This window comes from Streptococcus sanguinis, assembly GCF_019929145.1.
Lineage (GTDB): Bacteria > Bacillota > Bacilli > Lactobacillales > Streptococcaceae > Streptococcus > Streptococcus sanguinis_U.
The window spans coordinates 683,706-701,870 of the sequence record NZ_JAHZOW010000001.1 but is presented as its reverse complement, the minus strand read 5'-3'; the positions used below and the strand labels follow the sequence as shown (position 1 = coordinate 701,870).

General features: G+C 40.4%; 19 protein-coding genes. All 19 read left to right on the top strand.

The window, feature by feature from the left end; all coding sequences use genetic code 11:
• Positions 1 to 45 precede the first annotated feature (45 nt).
• The gene (locus tag K1I94_RS03465; protein WP_002915309.1) at positions 46 to 420 is read left to right on the top strand and encodes a DUF1149 family protein; all 375 of its coding nucleotides are present in this window, start codon (positions 46 to 48) and stop codon (positions 418 to 420) included.
• A gap of 2 nt (positions 421 to 422) precedes the next feature.
• Positions 423 to 1,271, top strand: a complete 849-nt coding sequence (locus tag K1I94_RS03460; RefSeq protein ID WP_223314414.1) for a DegV family protein — start codon at positions 423 to 425, stop codon at positions 1,269 to 1,271.
• Positions 1,272 to 1,312: 41 nt separating this feature from the next.
• The gene (dapB, locus tag K1I94_RS03455; protein ID WP_223314413.1) at positions 1,313 to 2,080 is read left to right on the top strand and encodes a 4-hydroxy-tetrahydrodipicolinate reductase; all 768 of its coding nucleotides are present in this window, start codon (positions 1,313 to 1,315) and stop codon (positions 2,078 to 2,080) included.
• Positions 2,077 to 3,276 (top strand): CCA tRNA nucleotidyltransferase, encoded by a 1,200-nt coding sequence (locus tag K1I94_RS03450; protein WP_223314412.1) that lies wholly within the window; start codon positions 2,077 to 2,079, stop codon positions 3,274 to 3,276. The genes dapB and K1I94_RS03450 overlap by 4 nt, the downstream gene beginning before the upstream one ends.
• Entirely contained in the window at positions 3,273 to 5,141 is a 1,869-nt protein-coding gene (locus tag K1I94_RS03445) for an ABC-F family ATP-binding cassette domain-containing protein (RefSeq protein WP_223314411.1), read from the top strand. The genes K1I94_RS03450 and K1I94_RS03445 overlap by 4 nt, the downstream gene beginning before the upstream one ends.
• 40 nt (positions 5,142 to 5,181) lie before the next feature.
• Positions 5,182 to 5,592 carry a GNAT family N-acetyltransferase gene (locus tag K1I94_RS03440; protein ID WP_223314410.1) on the top strand — a complete coding sequence of 137 codons (411 nt, stop codon included), beginning with the start codon at positions 5,182 to 5,184 and terminating at the stop codon, positions 5,590 to 5,592.
• A gap of 112 nt (positions 5,593 to 5,704) precedes the next feature.
• Positions 5,705 to 6,664, top strand: coding sequence for an ROK family glucokinase (locus tag K1I94_RS03435; protein ID WP_002902862.1), 960 nt, complete (start codon positions 5,705 to 5,707; stop codon positions 6,662 to 6,664).
• 104 nt (positions 6,665 to 6,768) lie between these two features.
• Complete coding sequence (locus K1I94_RS03430) at positions 6,769 to 7,608, top strand: thymidylate synthase (protein WP_002902863.1); 840 nt, start codon at positions 6,769 to 6,771, stop codon at positions 7,606 to 7,608.
• A 124-nt stretch (positions 7,609 to 7,732) separates the two neighbouring features.
• A complete protein-coding gene (locus tag K1I94_RS03425) occupies positions 7,733 to 8,245 on the top strand; it encodes a dihydrofolate reductase (protein ID WP_223314409.1) in 513 nt (170 codons plus the stop codon).
• Positions 8,246 to 8,469: 224 nt separating this feature from the next.
• Positions 8,470 to 9,699 carry an ATP-dependent Clp protease ATP-binding subunit ClpX gene (gene clpX, locus K1I94_RS03420; protein WP_002895582.1) on the top strand — a complete coding sequence of 410 codons (1,230 nt, stop codon included), beginning with the start codon at positions 8,470 to 8,472 and terminating at the stop codon, positions 9,697 to 9,699.
• 10 nt (positions 9,700 to 9,709) lie between these two features.
• Positions 9,710 to 10,297 carry a ribosome biogenesis GTP-binding protein YihA/YsxC gene (yihA, locus tag K1I94_RS03415; protein ID WP_002915299.1) on the top strand — a complete coding sequence of 196 codons (588 nt, stop codon included), beginning with the start codon at positions 9,710 to 9,712 and terminating at the stop codon, positions 10,295 to 10,297.
• A 354-nt stretch (positions 10,298 to 10,651) separates the two neighbouring features.
• Positions 10,652 to 10,918 (top strand): TIGR04197 family type VII secretion effector, encoded by a 267-nt coding sequence (locus tag K1I94_RS03410; protein WP_223314408.1) that lies wholly within the window; start codon positions 10,652 to 10,654, stop codon positions 10,916 to 10,918.
• 25 nt (positions 10,919 to 10,943) lie between these two features.
• Positions 10,944 to 12,440: a T7SS effector LXG polymorphic toxin gene (locus K1I94_RS03405; protein WP_223314407.1), complete on the top strand. Its 1,497-nt coding sequence runs from the start codon at positions 10,944 to 10,946 to the stop codon at positions 12,438 to 12,440.
• Complete coding sequence (locus K1I94_RS03400) at positions 12,433 to 13,269, top strand: hypothetical protein (RefSeq protein ID WP_223314406.1); 837 nt, start codon at positions 12,433 to 12,435, stop codon at positions 13,267 to 13,269. The genes K1I94_RS03405 and K1I94_RS03400 overlap by 8 nt, the downstream gene beginning before the upstream one ends.
• 111 nt (positions 13,270 to 13,380) lie before the next feature.
• Complete coding sequence (locus tag K1I94_RS03395) at positions 13,381 to 14,079, top strand: glucosaminidase domain-containing protein (protein WP_223314405.1); 699 nt, start codon at positions 13,381 to 13,383, stop codon at positions 14,077 to 14,079.
• Between the two features lie 135 nt (positions 14,080 to 14,214).
• Entirely contained in the window at positions 14,215 to 15,621 is a 1,407-nt protein-coding gene (locus tag K1I94_RS03390) for an amino acid permease (protein ID WP_223314404.1), read from the top strand.
• A 9-nt stretch (positions 15,622 to 15,630) separates the two neighbouring features.
• Positions 15,631 to 16,578, top strand: coding sequence for a homocysteine S-methyltransferase (gene mmuM / locus K1I94_RS03385; RefSeq protein ID WP_223314403.1), 948 nt, complete (start codon positions 15,631 to 15,633; stop codon positions 16,576 to 16,578).
• A 113-nt stretch (positions 16,579 to 16,691) separates the two neighbouring features.
• Positions 16,692 to 17,489, top strand: coding sequence for a formate/nitrite transporter family protein (locus K1I94_RS03380; protein WP_111675857.1), 798 nt, complete (start codon positions 16,692 to 16,694; stop codon positions 17,487 to 17,489).
• A gap of 238 nt (positions 17,490 to 17,727) precedes the next feature.
• Positions 17,728 to 18,069 (top strand): hypothetical protein, encoded by a 342-nt coding sequence (locus K1I94_RS03375; protein WP_223314402.1) that lies wholly within the window; start codon positions 17,728 to 17,730, stop codon positions 18,067 to 18,069.
• Positions 18,070 to 18,165 lie beyond the last annotated feature (96 nt).

The following is an 18,165-nucleotide window of genomic DNA, read 5'->3' as shown; positions in this document are numbered from 1 at the left end:
ATATATGGTATAATGGCCCTATCGCATATTTTTAGGAGAATAAAAATGAACATACAGCGCGAAAAAGAATTTGTTAGTCAATACCATTTTGACGCCCGAAATTTTGAGTGGGAAAAAGAAAATGGAACACCTGAAACCAAGGTTGATGTGAATTTTCAATTGGTCAAAAGAGATGTCGAAGCCCACACAACTTCATTGATTGTGATTTTGACCTTTATGATTGTTTTTGAGAATTTTGTTATCAGCGGAACTATTTCGCAAGCCAACCACATTCACGGTCGTCTTATTGAGGAACCGAGTGAATTTGACCACGATGAAGTAGAAGAGCTGGCTCGGCCTTGCTTAACCATGCTCAATCGCTTGACTTATGAAGTGACAGAAATTGCTCTAGATTTGCCGGGCATTAATTTGGAGTTTTAATCATGAAGTTAGCGGTTATCACAGATTCATCGGCCTATCTGCCGGATTCCCTGCTAGAGAACGAAAATCTTTTTGTTTTGGACATCCCGGTCGTGATTGACGGTGAGTCTTATGTCGAAGGCAGAAACTTAACAGCTAGTGAATTTTATGAAAAAATGGCTCAGTCAGATGAACTACCCAAGACCAGTCAGCCTAGCATTGCTGACCTAGAAGAGATTCTCACCATTCTAGACGGAAAAGACTATACCCATGTTCTGGGACTCTTTCTATCTAGCGGAATTTCTGGTTTTTATCAAAACATTCAGTATCTGAAAGATGAATTTCATGGTTTGCAAATTGCCTTTCCAGATTCTAAGATTACCAGTGCACCGCTCGGTATTATGGTTCAATCTGCTCTAGAATGGGCAGAAGAAGGACTAGATTTTGAAACAATTTTAGCTAATGTTCAAAAGCAGATTGATGGCACCAGCGCCTTTATCATGGTGGATGACTTGAACCACTTGGTCAAAGGAGGACGCCTGTCTAACGGTGCAGCTATTCTGGGAAATCTGCTCAGCATCAAGCCTATTCTGCATTTTAACGATCATGGTGTGATAGAGGTTTTTGAAAAGATTCGGACGGAGAAGAAGGCTACCAAGCGTATGCTGGAACTTGTCCAAGAAAGAACAGCAGGCGGTGCTTATCAGGTTATGGTTATCCATGGCAATGCGCCAGAAAAAGCAGCTGAGCTTCAGCAGAATCTGCTAGACGTTGGTATTGCTGGTGAAGTCCCTATCGCAACCTTTGGCAGCGTCATCGGGACGCACCTAGGCAGGGGTAGTGTTGCACTTGCTTATATTCCTGTGATTTGATTGTCTGAATATCTGTGCTTGTCTCTGTAAGGAGGAGAAACATGAGTATCAAAGTTATTATTGCTGGTTTTAAAGGAAAAATGGGTCAAGCAGCCTATAAAATGGTGACAGAAGATCCTGAATTAGAGTTAGTTGGACTGTTGGATCCTTTTACGGATGAAAAAGAGGTGGCTGGTGTTCCCGTCTTTAATGCCAAGGAAGAATTGGCTGGACTGGAAGCCCATGTCTGGGTTGATTTTACAACCCCTAAAGTAGCTTATGAAAATACTCGCTTCGCCCTAGAACAGGGATTTTGCCCAGTGGTCGGAACTACAGGTTTTACTCCTGAGCAGTTGGAAGAGTTAATCACGCTGTCTAGAGAAAAGAAGCTAGGTGGATTGATTGCTCCAAACTTTGCTTTGGGGGCTGTTTTACTAATGCAGTTTGCAGCTCAGGCAGCTAAGTATTTTGCAAATGTAGAAATTATCGAGTTGCATCATGATCAGAAAAAGGATGCTCCGAGTGGGACGGCTATCAAGACAGCCGAGCTCATCAGTCAAGTCAGACCAAGCAAGCAGCAGGGAGCTGCTGATGAGGAAGAGTCTATAGTTGGCGCCCGCGGAGCTGATTTCGATGGCATGCGTATTCATTCGGTCCGCTTGCCAGGTTTGGTTGCCCATCAAGAAGTAATCTTCGGCAGCCAGGGAGAGGGATTGACCATGCGACATGATTCCTATGACCGTGCTTCCTTTATGACAGGGGTTAATCTTGCCATTAAAGAAGTTGTCAAACGCTCAGAATTAGTCTATGGATTGGAACATTTACTATGAGATTAGAAACTCTGCCTTCTGAATTTCAGGAGGCTTTGCCAGTATTAGAGAAGATAAAAGCGGCTGGCTTTGAAGCTTATTTTGTTGGGGGCTCTGTTCGAGATGCCCTTTTGAAGCGACCTATTCACGATGTGGATATTGCTAGCTCCAGCTATCCTGAGGAAACCAAGCGTATCTTTGATCGTACAGTTGATGTGGGGATTGAGCATGGAACCGTCTTGGTCTTGGAAAATAACCGCGAATACGAAGTGACGACTTTCCGGACCGAGGATGTCTATGTGGACTACCGCAGGCCTAGTAAGGTTTCTTTTGTGCGTTCTTTGGAGGAAGACCTCAAGCGACGCGATTTTACCATCAATGCTCTAGCTTTGGATGAAAACGGCCAAGTCATCGATCTTTTCCAAGGCTTGGATGACTTGGAAAATCAGATTTTGCGGGCAGTTGGAACTGCTGCAGAGCGTTTTAATGAAGATGCTCTCCGTATCATGCGGGGCTTTCGTTTTCAGGCTGCCTTGGATTTTGACTTGGAGCAAGATACTTTTGTGGCTATGAAGGATTGTGCTCCTTTGCTTGAAAAGATTTCGGTTGAACGAATTTTTATCGAGTTTGACAAGCTCTTGCTGGCTCCGTTTTGGCGCAAGGGTTTAGAGGCACTCTTGACAAGCGGTGCCATAGAATTTTTGCCTGATTTGAAGGGAAGCAGAGCTAAGTTAGAAAGGCTCTTTGACTTGGCTTCAGATTTTCGATTTTCAGCGTCGGAGCAGGCTTGGGCAGCTCTTTTACTGGCCTTGGATGTGCAAAATGTCAAAGGTTTTCTAAAAAAATGGAAGACGTCTCGTGAATTTGCCAAGAAAGTAGAAGATTTAGTTGAGATTGCGGCCATTCGTTCAGAACGAGACTTGACCAAGCGAGACTGTTATGACTATGATATTGACTTATTGTTACAAGCAGAGGAGCTTCGACAGGCGCAAGGTCTACCAGTTGATTTCTCTGCCATTCAAAATCTTGATGCCAATCTAACTATTCATAACAAACAGGAAATGGTGGTCAATGGCGGCATGCTGATGCGGGAGTTTGACTTTGAGCCAGGACCAAAACTGGGTCAAATTCTGAAAGAGTTGGAATACGCTATTGTAGATGGCCATTTACCTAATGACTTAGAGACCATTTATGCTTATATCGAGGAGAAGAAATGAGCGATTTTATCGTTGACAAGCTAACTAAATCAGTAGGAGATAAGACTGTTTTTCGGGATATTTCCTTTATCATTCATGATCTAGACCGGATTGGTCTGATTGGTGTCAATGGAACAGGAAAGACAACGCTGCTGGATGTCTTGTCGGGCAAGTCGGGCTTTGACGGAGATGTCAGCCCTTTTTCTGCTAAGACAGGCTATAAGATTGCATATCTGACTCAGGAGCCTGATTTTGATGAGGAGCAGACGGTGCTTGACACGGTCTTGTCCAGTGATTTACGTGAAATGCAGTTGATTCGAGAGTACGAGCTGCTCCTGACAGCTTATGATGAAAGTCAGCAGTCCAGACTAGAAGCAGTTATGGCAGAGATGGACTCGCTCCATGCTTGGGAAATCGAAAGCCAGGTCAAGACGGTTCTGACCAAACTTGGTCTGACTAATCTGTCACTTAAGGTTGGTCAGTTATCAGGAGGACTTCGTCGCCGAGTGCAGCTGGCACAGGTTCTCTTAGGCGATGCCGATTTGCTCTTGCTGGATGAGCCGACCAACCACCTAGATATCGATACCATTGAATGGCTGACCCATTTCTTGAAAAATTCAAAGAAGACCGTGCTTTTCATCACCCATGATCGCTATTTCTTGGATAATATTTCAACTCGGATTTTTGAGCTGGATGGCGGTCGCTTGATTGAATACCAGGGAAATTATCAAGACTATGTCCGTCTCAAGGCGGAGCAGGATGAACGGGATGCGGCCTTGCTTCATAAGAAACAGCAGCTATACAAGCAGGAGCTTTCCTGGATGCGGAGGCAGCCTCAGGCTCGGGCAACCAAGCAACAGGCCCGTATCAATCGTTTCCATGACCTCAAGAAAGATTTGGTCGGTCAGACGACGGACAGCAATCTGGAAATGAACTTTGAAACCAGCCGTATCGGTAAGAAAGTCATCGAATTTCAAAATGTAGACTTTGCTTATGAGCAGAAGCCTATTCTCTCTCAGTTCAGTCTTTTGATCCAGAACAAGGACCGCATTGGGATTGTCGGAGATAACGGTGTCGGCAAGTCAACCTTGCTCAATCTGATTGCCGGTAAACTTCAGCCTCAGGCTGGTCAGCTCATTATCGGAGAGACAGTTCGAGTGGCTTATTTCTCTCAACAGATTGAGGGCTTGGATGAGTCTAAGCGAGTCATCAATTATCTGCAAGAAGTGGCTGAGGAGGTCAAGATTGGCAGTGGAACGACTTCCATTGCAGAGCTCTTAGAGCAATTTCTCTTCCCTCGTTCTACTCATGGGACTTTGATTGAAAAGCTATCTGGTGGAGAGAAAAAGCGCCTTTATCTGCTCAAGCTTCTCTTGGAAAAGCCCAATGTCTTGCTTCTTGACGAGCCAACCAACGATTTGGACATTGCGACTCTGACGGTACTGGAGAACTTTCTGCAAGGGTTTTCCGGGCCAGTTATTACAGTCAGCCACGATCGATATTTCCTGGACAAGGTAGCCAGCAAGATTTTGGCTTTTGAGGATGGAGTGATCAGAGAATTTTTCGGAAATTACACCGATTACCTGGATGAAAAAGCCTTTCTGGCAGAAAGCTCTGCTATTTCCCAAAAGGTGGAAAAGGAAAAATCGGCCAAAGTGCGCGAGGAGAAAAAGCGTATGAGCTACTTTGAAAAGCAGGAGTGGGAGTCCATTGAGGCCGATATCGAGGCGCTTGAGGAGCGGATTTCTGAGATTGAAGCGGCTATGCAGGAGAATGGATCTGACTTTACTCGCCTATCTCAACTTCAGCAAGAACTGGATGAGCAGAACGAGAAATTGCTGGAAAAATACGAGCGCTATGAATACCTAAGTGGGTTAGATGGATGAAAGAAGTAGTGTTTAGACAGAAATCTAAACGGAGGCATCTATGAAACTAAGATTGGAAAATACCGACTCGAAGAAGACACAGGAACTGGGAAATTTGATCAAGGCCTACAATCAATCTAAGAGGGAGCCCTCCAAAAGCGAACCTCTTAACATCTATGTGGAAGATGAACATGGAAATTTGCTGGCCGGTATGGCGGCCGAAACTTTTGGAAATTGGCTGGAGATTGAGTATTTGTATGTGAACGAGGATTTGCGAGGGCAAGGCATAGGTTCAGAAATACTGTGCAAGGCTGAACAAGAAGCCAGAGAAAGGAAATGCAAATATTCATTTGTAGACACGTATCAGTTTCAAGCCCCAGATTTTTATAAAAAGCACGGCTATACAGAAGTGTTTGCGTTGAAAGAATACCCCTATACTGGTGAAAGATATTATTATACAAAAGACTTGTGAGTTTACTTTGGGAATAAAGAAGAATTCGATTTTCACTTTTCTTTATGCAAACCTTTTCCTTACTGAAAAAATCTGATATAATGATGATAAATAAAACACAGAGGAGAACATCATGTCGAAAAAAATAATCGGAATTGACCTTGGTGGAACATCTATTAAGTTTGCTATTTTGACTTCAGAGGGCGAAATTCAGGAAAAATGGTCCATTAAAACCAATGTTTTGGACGAAGGTAGCCACATCGTAGAGGATATGATTGAGTCAATCCTGCATCGTTTGGACTTGCTTCAGCTTTCAGCAGAGGATTTTATCGGAATTGGTATGGGATCGCCAGGAGTTGTTGACCGAGAAAAGGGCACTGTTATTGGTGCTTACAACCTCAATTGGAAGACGCTGCAGCCGGTCAAGGATAAGATTGAAAAAGCGACTGGGATTCCTTTCTATATTGACAATGATGCTAATGTTGCTGCTTTGGGTGAACGCTGGATGGGAGCTGGAGAAAACCAGCCTGATGTAGTCTTTATGACACTGGGTACAGGTGTTGGTGGAGGAATCGTTGCAGAAGGTAAGCTCTTGCATGGACTTGCTGGAGCAGCAGGAGAGTTGGGCCACATCACTGTTGACTTCGATCAGCCGATTCAATGTACCTGTGGCAAGAAAGGCTGCCTAGAGACTGTTGCATCTGCGACTGGTATTGTTAATTTGACTCGTCGCTATGCTGATGAGTATGCTGGTGATGCTGAGCTGAAAAAACTGATTGACAATGGTGAAGATGTCAATGCAAAGGTTGTCTTCGACTTGGCGAAAGAGGGCGATGAGCTGGCTCTGATTGTCTATCGCAATTTCGCGCGCTATCTAGGTATTGCCTGTGCCAATATCGGCTCTATCCTAAATCCATCTACAATTGTTATCGGAGGTGGCGTATCAGCTGCGGGTGATTTCTTACTTGATGGCGTGCGCAAGGTTTATGAAGAAAATAGCTTCCCGCAGGTTCGTACTTCAACCAAGTTGGCCTTGGCTACTCTTGGAAATGATGCCGGTGTTATCGGGGCAGCTTCATTGGTCTTACAATAATTCTACAAGTATGCTTCATTTGTTCTCCTGCAGAAAGGTCTGTAGGAGAATTTTTATGGAAAATTTGCTATACTAGAAAAAGCTCACTGAACGAAGGAGAAATCATGACGCTAGCAGATACGATTTTCAAAGAGAATATTAAAAAAATTATGGAGCAGGGTGTTTTTTCTGAAAATGCCCGTCCGCGCTACAAGGATGGAAATGTAGCCAACTCTAAATATATCACTGGCTCTTTTGCGGAATATGATTTGAGCAAAGGAGAGTTCCCAATCACGACTCTGCGCCCTATTGCCATCAAGTCTGCCATCAAGGAAGTCCTTTGGATCTATCAAGACCAGTCTAATAGCCTGGAATTGCTCAACGACAAGTATAATGTTCACTACTGGAATGACTGGGAAGTTGGCGATACAGGTACCATTGGCCAGCGCTACGGAGCTGTTGTCAAGAAGCACAATATTATCAATAAAATTCTCCAACAGCTGGAAGCCAATCCTTGGAATCGTCGCAATATCATCTCTCTCTGGGATTATGAAGCTTTTGAAGAAACAGATGGCTTGCTCCCATGCGCTTTTCAAACCATGTTTGACGTTCGGCGTGTAGATGGAGACATTTATCTGGATGCAACTCTGACTCAGCGCTCAAATGATATGTTGGTTGCTCACCATATCAATGCTATGCAGTATGTGGCTCTGCAGATGATGATTGCCAAGCATTTCGGCTGGAAGGTCGGCAAGTTCTTTTACTTTATCAATAACTTGCACATCTATGACAATCAGTTCGAGCAGGCGGAGGAGCTATTGCGTCGGGAACCTAGCGACTGTCACCCTAGGCTCGTGTTAAATGTGCCGGATGGAACCAATTTCTTTGATATCAAAGCAGAAGATTTTGAGTTGCTGGACTATAATCCTGTTAAACCTCAGCTGAAGTTTGATTTGGCTATTTAATGTTTTTGATGAGTGTATGCGAAAACCGCCAACCTCTGCAAAAGTTCTGCTTGAATCATACTTTAAACATGCCTTTTTACAGCAAATTTGATAGAATAGAGTTAATAATACAAAGGATAAAAGGATGACAAAGAAGATTATTGCCATTTGGGCTCAGGCAGAGGATGGTCTGATTGGAAAAGACAAAGTCATGCCCTGGCATCTCCCGGCAGAATTGCAGCATTTTAAAGCAACAACCACTGGACATGCTATTTTGATGGGTCGAGTGACCTTCGATGGTCTGCAGCGTCGCGTTTTGCCAAATCGAATCAGCCTGATTTTGAGCAAGGACAAGAACTATCAAGTTGACAATGAGAATGTCTTGCTGTTCAGCAATGTGGAAGATGTCTTGGATTGGTACCACAAGCAAGATAGAAACTTGTATATTATTGGCGGAGCGCAGATTATCAGGGCTTTTGAGCCGTATTTGGAAGAATTGATTCAGACTCGGATTGCTGCTAAGTTGGAAGGAGATACCTATTTCCCTGAGACATTTGACTGGGCTCCTTATCAGGAAGTTAGCAGTGAATTTCATGCCAAAGATGAAAAGAATCCTTATGATTTTACAATAAAAAGATACCAAAGGAAGGACTCGTAAGAATGGAACGTAGTATTTTTGGTTTTTTTACGGCCTTTTTATGTGTCATTTGCCTTATTTGTGCCGTTCAAACCTTTCGGAAAAAGCGGTTTGGACTGGCAGCTTTATTTTTGCTGAATGCTTTTACAAATCTGGTAAATTCCATTCATGCTTTTTATATGACACTTTTTTAACATGTACGAAAGAAAATAAATAGATTTAGAATTTTAGAATTGGAGTAAACAATGCCTACAAGTCGTAATGATGATATGATGGTTTTTTGTTCTTTCTGTGGGAAGAACCAAGATGAGGTTCAGAAGATTATTGCTGGAAATAATGCCTTCATCTGTAATGAATGTGTAGAGTTAGCACAGGAAATCATCCGTGAAGAGTTAGCTGAGGAAGTGCTAGCAGATCTGTCTGAGGTGCCAAAACCTCAGGAGCTGCTGAATATCTTGAACCACTATGTTATCGGGCAAGACCGAGCTAAGCGTGCCTTGGCAGTAGCGGTCTATAATCACTACAAGCGTATTAACTACCACGACAGCCGAGAAGAAGAAGATGTGGAACTGCAAAAGTCAAATATTTTGATGATTGGTCCGACCGGATCAGGTAAGACCTTCCTGGCGCAGACTCTGGCTCGCAGCCTTAATGTGCCTTTCGCCATTGCGGACGCAACAGCTCTGACTGAAGCTGGTTATGTCGGAGAAGATGTGGAAAATATCCTCCTCAAGCTTTTGCAGGCAGCTGACTTTAATATCGAGCGTGCTGAGCGCGGGATTATCTATGTCGATGAGATTGACAAGATTGCTAAGAAAGGCGAAAACGTCTCTATCACTCGTGATGTTTCGGGTGAAGGAGTTCAGCAAGCTCTGCTGAAGATTATCGAAGGTACCGTAGCTAGTGTACCGCCACAAGGTGGACGCAAGCATCCGCAGCAGGAAATGATTCAAGTTGATACTAAGAACATTCTCTTCATTGTTGGCGGTGCTTTTGACGGTATCGAAGAAATCGTAAAACAGCGTTTGGGTGAGAAAATCATTGGTTTCGGTCAGAATAACCGAGCAATTGACGAAGATAGTTCCTACATGCAGGAAATTATCTCAGAAGACGTTCAAAAGTTTGGGATTATTCCTGAGTTGATTGGTCGTTTGCCTGTTTTTGCTGCTCTGGAGCAACTAACAGTTGATGATTTGGTTCGGATTTTGAAAGAGCCTAGAAACGCCCTTATTAAGCAGTATCAGGCACTTCTGTCTTATGATGATGTTAAGCTTGAATTTGACGAAGATGCTCTGCAGGAGATTGCAAATAAAGCGATTGAACGTAAAACAGGTGCACGCGGTCTTCGATCAATCATCGAAGAAACTATGATGGATGTCATGTTTGAAGTTCCAAGTCAGGAAAATGTCAAACTTGTCCGCATTACCAAAGAAGCAGTAGATGGAACAGATAAGCCTATTCTAGAAACTGCCTAACGAGGTGCTTATGGAAATCAATACACACAATGCTGAGATTTTGCTGAGTGCAGCCAATAAATCGCATTACCCTCAAGATGATATTCCAGAAATTGCCTTGGCTGGCCGCTCCAACGTTGGAAAGTCCAGCTTCATCAATACACTGCTTAATCGTAAGAATTTAGCGCGAACTTCAGGAAAACCTGGAAAAACTCAGCTGCTAAACTTTTTCAACATTGATGACAAGTTGCGTTTTGTTGATGTGCCAGGTTATGGCTATGCCCGTGTTTCCAAAAAAGAGCGTGAAAAATGGGGCCGGATGATTGAGGAGTATCTGACCAGTCGTGAAAATCTCAGAGCGGTTGTCAGCCTTGTTGATCTTCGTCATGATCCGAGCGCAGATGATGTGCAAATGTATGAATTTCTGAAATATTATGACATTCCAGTTATTCTAGTAGCGACCAAAGCTGATAAAATCCCTCGCGGAAAATGGAATAAGCACGAGTCAGCTATTAAGAAAAAACTGGACTTTGACAAAAATGATGATTTCATTCTTTTTTCCTCTGTCACCAAGGATGGCTTAGATGCCGCTTGGGATGCGATTTTGAGTAAGATTTAAACTTTAGTACTTGATCTTGAAAGTTAGATAATTGAAGTTTAAAATTATGATAAAAAAACAACTTACTTCTGAAAATATCGGAAGTAAGTTGTTTTTTTATCAACTATTTGACAATATAATCTATTATCTATGTTGCATAGAAAAAAGAAATCCTCTCAAGATTGAATGATAGATTTTATTTAAATTAATAATAAATATAAGTTTGTTGAGTTTTGATATTTCTAAATATCTTGCTTATAATTTTTTCGGATAAAAGGGAGATGGGTGCTATTTTTATAGAATGATACTATATTTTTTAGCAAAAAATATATAGTTGTGATAAAATAGTATAAAATACAACTTGGAGAATAGAAAATGAGCGGTACACTTTTGAGTAATAGTGAAATTTCAGCTACCCACAGTAGAGAAATTAAGGTTGTGGCAGCTGAGAAGGAAATCAAGACCAATAAAGATACAGTCAGTCGTTATAGTGGTAATTCTTTAGCTCATAATCACTTAGATAAAGAAGAACAGATGGTCAGCCAAATGTTGGAGTCTGTTAGTCAGTTTGCAGATTGTATTCAGGAAATAGGCATCAACTTTGATTTGATGGACTCAGATATTGCTTCTAAGATTGGATAAGTAAGGTAAAATAGGAGGAAATGCAATGGGTGTGAAAGTTGAAATTGGAACGATGAGTGTTCAGTCTACCTCAGCCAAGAGTGTTTTGGATGAACAGGTTAAGACTTGTCAGCTACTTATTGAACGCTTCAATCAATTTTGTGAAGACGATTCTTTAAAGGGTAAAGGCTATACTAGTGCCAAACAATATTCTCAGTCTGTCTATCTTCCTCTTTTGAATGGAATGCTTATTTATCTTGAAACACTTAGTCAAGCTATTTTTAGCTTGCATCCTAAGTATACTAGCGAGGTCGGTAATGAAAGTTTAGATCAAGATATTCTTGAAAAGCAGATTTCTGCCTATGAGATTATTAAACAGGTTCAGGAAGCTGTTCTTTCTCTTCCTGGTGCCAGTAAAATTATGTCAAGTCAAACCAGACAAAGTATTTCAGATAGCATTAATAATCTTTCTGATCAAATCTCAGTTATTCAGGAGAAATTAGATAAACTCTTAGCTTTTGATAGTAGCTCTAGTTCATTGTTTAATCAACTGTCAGATCTTAACCAAGCTATCAAAGAAGGTTTGGCTTCAATTCAGCTCAACAAGCAATTTCAAGGAGGTGTTTTTCTTCTTCCGACTAATATGAGTTGGAAGAAGAAATTAGAGGCTGATAGAAAAACATCTTCTTTAAAAACTCCTCAACAACACGATCATTATAAAGGGAAAAGTAATGGAATCTATGGTGGTAATCAAAGTTCTCCTTTAAAAACTTTTCAAAAAGGAAGCAAGGAAGAAAAAAAACAGCTAATTGCTATTATTCAAAAATATCATCCTGAACTTGATACTAACGATGAAATTGAGGATTTTCTTGCTAAACTGCAGGACGAAGGATGCGCTTATGTAGCAATGACTAATTCTATATTTAGTCGGTTTAAGGGTACTGAAGAAGAGTTTCAAAAAAAGTTTGGCTTTTCAATGTATATAGAGAAGGATGGTAAAAAAATTCCAAATTATGATGCAGCTATTGTTGATTTTTACGCTAGTAAGGATAATAAGGAAAGATTTTTATGGTTTGAATGGACTGATGATAGTAAAGATAAAAATACTGAAAAAGACTATGAAATGGAAAACCCTAATGGAGACTATAAAAATAGAGTTGGTTATGGTATGACTAATGAGGATGTTGAGAAAAGATTCGAAAGTTATATGGAAGAACATAATATTAAAGTGGACTTTATTTACGAGCAAGAAGTTGACTCGAATGCATTTTTTAAAGAAACTAAGCCGATAGCTCCAACTGTTGAGAATTATGATAAACTAAAAAAAGAAGGAGAAGTATACCTTTCAGCGAAAAGTGGATCTGTCTTTTATCCTGTAGATAATAAAGAAAATATTCAAGAGCTAGAAGGCGGCCATATAGTGACGATAACTGGAGTTACAAACGATGGTCGTTTTATTGTAAGTACATGGGGCGATCAATATACTATAGCTCCCGAAGATATCGAAGGTGGGTCAATTCAGGTAGTAAAGTATTATGAATAAAATTAAATTATTGTTTATTATTTCTTTTATATTAGCATTTATTTTAGGGGTGGTATTTATGTATATCCAAAATGATAATTATTCTCGACCGACAAATATTGACGTGTTTTATCGATTTATGCGAAAGACTGATATTAATCAGATTGATTTTGAAAAAGCTTATACTTTGGGTCTATCAGATAATAAGAAAGAAATTAATAAAGAGTATTTGAAGCAGCAAGACGCCTACCGTGAAATACTTTTCGATTATATCAACCGACAAATTGATTTTACTGAATTTGATAAGGAGATTTCAAATCTAGAAATTTCACAGTTTTTCCGCTTGGTTAAAAAGCCTTTAAAAGATATTAGTAATCGAGAGATGTACTATTCTAGTTTATCTCACTTAGACTCAAGTTATCTTTATATCCACAATGATATTCATATAGAAAGATTAAGTGAAGAAGAATTCCAAACTTTAGAAGATATAAAAAGTGGTAAAATTGTAGATGTAGTAGAGAAAGAAGAGTTTTTGAAAAAAACGCTTGTTAGAGTAATTTCATATTATGGGGAAGGAAAAGATAATTTTGCTGTCCAATATCGCGTACACGGAGGAGGGGCAATAAAATCTGATATACTTCATTCTTCCCTTCTTTTTTCTATTGAATATCGCAAACCTAAAAATGCAGGAACTTTAGATTATTATTCTGATGAGAATACTGCTAAGCGAGAATCTGAGCGTCAAAAATATGAAGACCTCGTTCCTAAATACGAACATATCTTTTCAGAAAAACTAGGCATTAAGGTTCAGATTGAGAATTCGCTCTATTCAAACATAAGACTCACATAATTATACTTTTTCTGTTTTTAATTGTTATCAATTTGTAATTTATCAGCACTATTATTCTGCTTTTTAGTATGTTACAATGGTATCATTAACATCTTATTCAGGAGAAGTGCTGTGAAAAAGAGAATTTCAAAAAAAGGTAAGAGAATCCTTTCAGCTTTATTCATCATGACGACGACGATTGCTGTTGGTTTCGTCTTGGCAAAGCATATTAATCCTGCTAGTGCCAATAATAGCGACCAGCAGCCTATGAATCAAACAGACTACTTCATCTCACAAATCGGTGAGCCAGCGCGTCAGTTGGGACAGGACAACGATCTTTATGCTTCTGTTATGATTGCACAGGCTATTTTGGAAAGTGGTTCAGGACAGTCTGGTCTGTCTGGTGAGCCTCATTATAACCTTTTCGGTATCAAAGGTCACTATGATGGCCAATCTGCTAATATGGAGACTTGGGAAGATGATGGAGCGGGAAATGCTTACACCATTAACGACAGTTTCCGTTCATATCCTAGCTATGTAGAGTCTCTGCAAGACTATGTTGCGGTTCTCAAACAGGGGCATTTTGCAGGCGCATGGAAGAGTAATGCGCCAACCTATCAGGAGGCAACAGCTGCCCTGACTGGTGTCTATGCGACAGATACTAGCTATAATACTAAATTGAATTATATTATTGAAAAATATGATTTGACTCGCTTTGATTCACCACTCTATGAGTCTGGTGCTGGCTATATCGTTTACAATCCTTATCGTCAGCAATACACTACTCAAGATATCTTGGATGTCGATACTGCCTGGGCAAATAGATTTTAACGAAAACTACAAAAAAGAGGGAGACCTCTTTTTTAGTATATAGGTTTTCTTTATGACCCAAATAAAAAATATATATGATTCCTTACTTTCCTTTATGATACAATAGGTAAATAGCAAAAAAATAAAGGAAGTATCATGGCTGAAAAAGATTCAAAACATGAACATTCTCAAAACCACAACTTTGAGAATGAAGGTGAATTTCAGCGTAAAATGACGAGCAGGCATCTCTTTATGCTGTCGCTTGGCGGTGTTATTGGGACAGGTCTTTTTATCAGTTCTGGTTATACGATTGCTCAGGCAGGACCTTTGGGGGCCGTCTTGTCTTATCTAATTGGTGCAGTGGTGGTTTATTTGGTTATGCTTTCTTTAGGAGAGCTTGCTGTTGCCATGCCAGTGACGGGTTCCTTCCATACTTATGCAACAAAGTTTATTAGTCCGGGAACAGGTTTTGCGGTTGCTTGGCTCTATTGGCTTTGTTGGACGGTGGCTTTAGGAACAGAATTCTTGGGTGCAGGTATGCTGATGCAACGATGGTTTCCTAGTGTTCCAGCTTGGTTTTTTGCGGCTTTTTTTGCAGCTGTAATTTTTGGGATGAACGCTCTTAGTGTTAGATTGTTTGCAGAAGCAGAATTCTACTTTTCAAGTATCAAGGTAATTACGATTATTGTCTTTATTATCTTGGGAATTGGTGCGATATTTGGTCTGATTCCTATGAGTCACCATCAAAACGCGCCTTTCTTCAGCAATTTGACAGCTCATGGAGCTTTTCCTAAAAGCTGGACAGCGCTTTTGTCTATTATGCTGGCAGTGAACTACGCCTTTTCAGGTACAGAACTCATTGGTATTGCAGCAGGAGAAACGGATAATCCGACAGAAGCGGTGCCTAAAGCTATTAAAACAACGATTGGTCGTTTGGTAATTTTCTTTGTTTTGACAATCATTGTTCTAGCTGCTCTGTTACCAGTCAAGGAAGCAGGAGTGACACAGGCTCCTTTCGTAACAGTATTTGATAAGATTGGTCTACCTTATGCAGCGGATATCATGAATTTTGTTATCTTAACAGCTATTCTATCAGCGGGAAATTCTGGGCTATATGCTTCCAGTCGTATGCTATGGTCTTTGGCAAATGAAGGAATGATTAGCCGAAAGGTTGTAAAAATTAATCGTCATGGCGTACCAATGAGAGCTCTCTTATTATCTATGTTAGGTGCTGCTTTATCACTTTTTGCAAGTTTTTACGCAGCAGACACAGTTTTCCTAGCTTTGGTTTCGATTGCTGGTTTTGCGGTGGTAGTTGTTTGGTTGTCTATTCCCATTGCTCAAATTCGTTTCCGCCAAGAATGGCTGAAAGAACACCAAGAAGAGGAACTAGCTTTCAAAACTCCCTTTAGTCCTTTCTTGCCTTACATTACGATAGTTCTTTTGGTTCTATCTGTCGTTGGGATTGCTTGGGATAAGTCCCAAAGAGCAGGACTTTATTTTGGTCTACCTTTTGTTGGTCTTTGCTATCTATATTATTTCCTTCGTCATCGTAGATTTTAGGAGTATTTCATGGGAAAATTTAAAGATTTGCTTGACAAGCAAGAAATTATTATTTTAGATGGAGCCTTAGGTACAGAGTTGGAAAGCCTGGGTTATGATGTATCTGGTAAGCTTTGGTCCGCTCAATACCTATTAGACCAGCCTCAGATTATTCAAGATATGCATGAAAGCTATGTAAGAGCTGGCAGTGACATCATTACTACATCCAGTTATCAGGCCAGTATTCCAGCATTTATAGAGGCAGGACTAACTTCTGAAAAGGGTTCTGATCTTTTAAAAGAGACAGTCTTCTTAGCACAAAAGGCAATCGAAAATGTCTGGACAGGATTATCTCCTGAAGAGCAGAAACAGAGACCTTGTCCTCTAGTTGCAGGCTCGGTAGGGCCTTATGCCGCCTATTTAGCTGATGGTTCGGAATATACGGGAAACTACCAGCTGAGTGAAGAAGAATATCGAGATTTTCACCGTCCGCGTATCCAAGCTTTACTAGAAGCTGGGAGTGACTTGCTGGCTATTGAAACGATTCCAAATGGAGCAGAAGCGGCAGCGCTCCTCCGACTTTTAGCTGAGGAATTTCCGCAGGCTGAGGCTTATTTGTCCTTTGTCGCTCAGTCGGAGAATGCCATATCAGATGGCACTAAGATTGAGGAATTAGGGAATTTGGCTCAAGAAAGCCCACAAGTCCTGGCAGTTGGTTTTAACTGTACAGCCCCGCATTTAATTGCTCTTTTATTAGATGCTCTTGGACAAGTGTGCAACAAACCTTTTCTGACCTATCCAAACTCTGGCGAAACTTATAATGGCTTGACCAAGACTTGGCATGACGATCCAGGGCATGAGCGGAGCTTGCTGGAAAATAGTAAACTTTGGCAAGAGCAAGGAGTGCAGCTTTTTGGTGGTTGCTGTCGAACACGGCCAGAAGATATTGCTCAGTTAGCAAAAGGATTTAAGGGTTGAAAATGGATTTTCAATCCTTTTTTAGAAAATTTAAAAAGGTTCTCGAAAACGCTATCAAAAGAAAGAACTTTGTGATATACTATACATAGTTTAAATTAATAGGAGAATTTTTTATGCCTGAATCGACATTTATCCCGAAAATTGAAGCAGCTTGCCGCAAGAAAGAAGCATTGTTTGATACAAGCAAGGCCAAGTACGCTGTTCGTTCCATCTTTGCTGGAGCTTTCCTAACCTTTAGTACTGGTGCTGGAGCTATTGCAGCAGATTTGACGAATAAGATCGTTCCAGGAACTGGGCGCTTTCTCTTTCCTTTCATCTTTGCTTGGGGATTGGCTTACATTGTCTTTCTAAATGCAGAATTGGTGACTTCCAACATGATGTTTCTGACTGCTGGTACCTTTTTGAAGAAGATTGACTGGAAAAAAGCCTTGATGATTTTGCTTTATTGTACCTTTTTCAATCTGATTGGCGCCTTGATTGCCGGCTGGCTCTTTGCTAACTCGGCTGCTTATGCAGGGCTTAGCAAAGATAGTTTCATTTCTGGTGTTGTGCAGATGAAGCTTGCTCGATCAAATGAGCTGATTCTTCTTGAGGGAGTCTTGGCAAATATCTTTGTTAATATTGCTATTCTTTCCTTCGTTTTGGTCAAGGATAGTACTGCAAAGCTCTTCTTAGTTATATCAGCCATTTATATGTTTGTATTCCTGACCAACGAACACTTGGCAGCCAACTTTGCTTCCTTCGCTATCGTGAAATTCAGCTCAGCAGCAGCGGAAGTACAAAATTTTGGTATTGGAAATATCCTGCGCCACTGGGGTGTAACCTTTATCGGTAATCTTATCGGTGGTGGTCTACTCATAGGTTTGCCATACGCTTGGTTTAATAAAAAGGAAGAAAATTACGTAGATTAAAATGCAGCCTTAGGGCTGTATTTTTTTGAAAAAATATTTGGATTTTACACTTCAAAGGTCTAATTAAAACAAAAATGTCAATTCCTTTCAGTTCTCTAATACTGGCTTTGACTAACTTTCTAGTCTCTTTTTTTATGTTCGTTGGCTATCAATCTCTAATATCTAAGCAAAAAAATTGACAGATATATCAAAGTTTGTTAAATTAATTTGGTATATTATGTCATCAAAAGGAGATGTTATGAATAAGATCACTATTCAGTCACCAGATGGAAGCAAAGTCAAAACCTTGTCACCATCTTACTCTATTACAACTTTTCTATTTAGTTTTTTTGTACCACTTTTTCGAAAAGACTGGAAATACTTTGGTATTATTTTAGGTTCTTTCTGCGCTTTGCTTGTTATTGCTGTGCTTTTCATTCCAGAAGATTTGTTAAAGCCAACTGGAATAGCCTTTAATTTCTTTTGGACTTTTTTCTATAATCGTTTTTGGATAAAAGATCGTGTTTTCAATGATGGATGGTTACCTGCCGATGAAGAAAGCAGAAGTCTGCTTAAGAAGACTTTTCCTAATATGCCATAAAACTACTGAAATAAATTTTTACTACGAAAAACAAAGTTACATACACAAGAGGGGGAATGCGATATAAAAGGCGATAAAGAATTGAGTTTAGGAGGA

What these genes read in the sequence shown, in the direction of transcription:
- K1I94_RS03465 (WP_002915309.1), top strand. Translation starts at nt 46, where the DNA reads ATGAACATACAGCGCGAAAAAGAATTTGTTAGTCAATACCATTTTGAC.
- K1I94_RS03460 (WP_223314414.1), top strand. Translation starts at nt 423, where the DNA reads ATGAAGTTAGCGGTTATCACAGATTCATCGGCCTATCTGCCGGATTCC.
- dapB (WP_223314413.1), top strand. Translation starts at nt 1,313, where the DNA reads ATGAGTATCAAAGTTATTATTGCTGGTTTTAAAGGAAAAATGGGTCAA.
- K1I94_RS03450 (WP_223314412.1), top strand. Translation starts at nt 2,077, where the DNA reads ATGAGATTAGAAACTCTGCCTTCTGAATTTCAGGAGGCTTTGCCAGTA.
- K1I94_RS03445 (WP_223314411.1), top strand. Translation starts at nt 3,273, where the DNA reads ATGAGCGATTTTATCGTTGACAAGCTAACTAAATCAGTAGGAGATAAG.
- K1I94_RS03440 (WP_223314410.1), top strand. Translation starts at nt 5,182, where the DNA reads ATGAAACTAAGATTGGAAAATACCGACTCGAAGAAGACACAGGAACTG.
- K1I94_RS03435 (WP_002902862.1), top strand. Translation starts at nt 5,705, where the DNA reads ATGTCGAAAAAAATAATCGGAATTGACCTTGGTGGAACATCTATTAAG.
- K1I94_RS03430 (WP_002902863.1), top strand. Translation starts at nt 6,769, where the DNA reads ATGACGCTAGCAGATACGATTTTCAAAGAGAATATTAAAAAAATTATG.
- K1I94_RS03425 (WP_223314409.1), top strand. Translation starts at nt 7,733, where the DNA reads ATGACAAAGAAGATTATTGCCATTTGGGCTCAGGCAGAGGATGGTCTG.
- clpX (WP_002895582.1), top strand. Translation starts at nt 8,470, where the DNA reads ATGCCTACAAGTCGTAATGATGATATGATGGTTTTTTGTTCTTTCTGT.
- yihA (WP_002915299.1), top strand. Translation starts at nt 9,710, where the DNA reads ATGGAAATCAATACACACAATGCTGAGATTTTGCTGAGTGCAGCCAAT.
- K1I94_RS03410 (WP_223314408.1), top strand. Translation starts at nt 10,652, where the DNA reads ATGAGCGGTACACTTTTGAGTAATAGTGAAATTTCAGCTACCCACAGT.
- K1I94_RS03405 (WP_223314407.1), top strand. Translation starts at nt 10,944, where the DNA reads ATGGGTGTGAAAGTTGAAATTGGAACGATGAGTGTTCAGTCTACCTCA.
- K1I94_RS03400 (WP_223314406.1), top strand. Translation starts at nt 12,433, where the DNA reads ATGAATAAAATTAAATTATTGTTTATTATTTCTTTTATATTAGCATTT.
- K1I94_RS03390 (WP_223314404.1), top strand. Translation starts at nt 14,215, where the DNA reads ATGGCTGAAAAAGATTCAAAACATGAACATTCTCAAAACCACAACTTT.
- mmuM (WP_223314403.1), top strand. Translation starts at nt 15,631, where the DNA reads ATGGGAAAATTTAAAGATTTGCTTGACAAGCAAGAAATTATTATTTTA.
- K1I94_RS03380 (WP_111675857.1), top strand. Translation starts at nt 16,692, where the DNA reads ATGCCTGAATCGACATTTATCCCGAAAATTGAAGCAGCTTGCCGCAAG.
- K1I94_RS03375 (WP_223314402.1), top strand. Translation starts at nt 17,728, where the DNA reads ATGAATAAGATCACTATTCAGTCACCAGATGGAAGCAAAGTCAAAACC.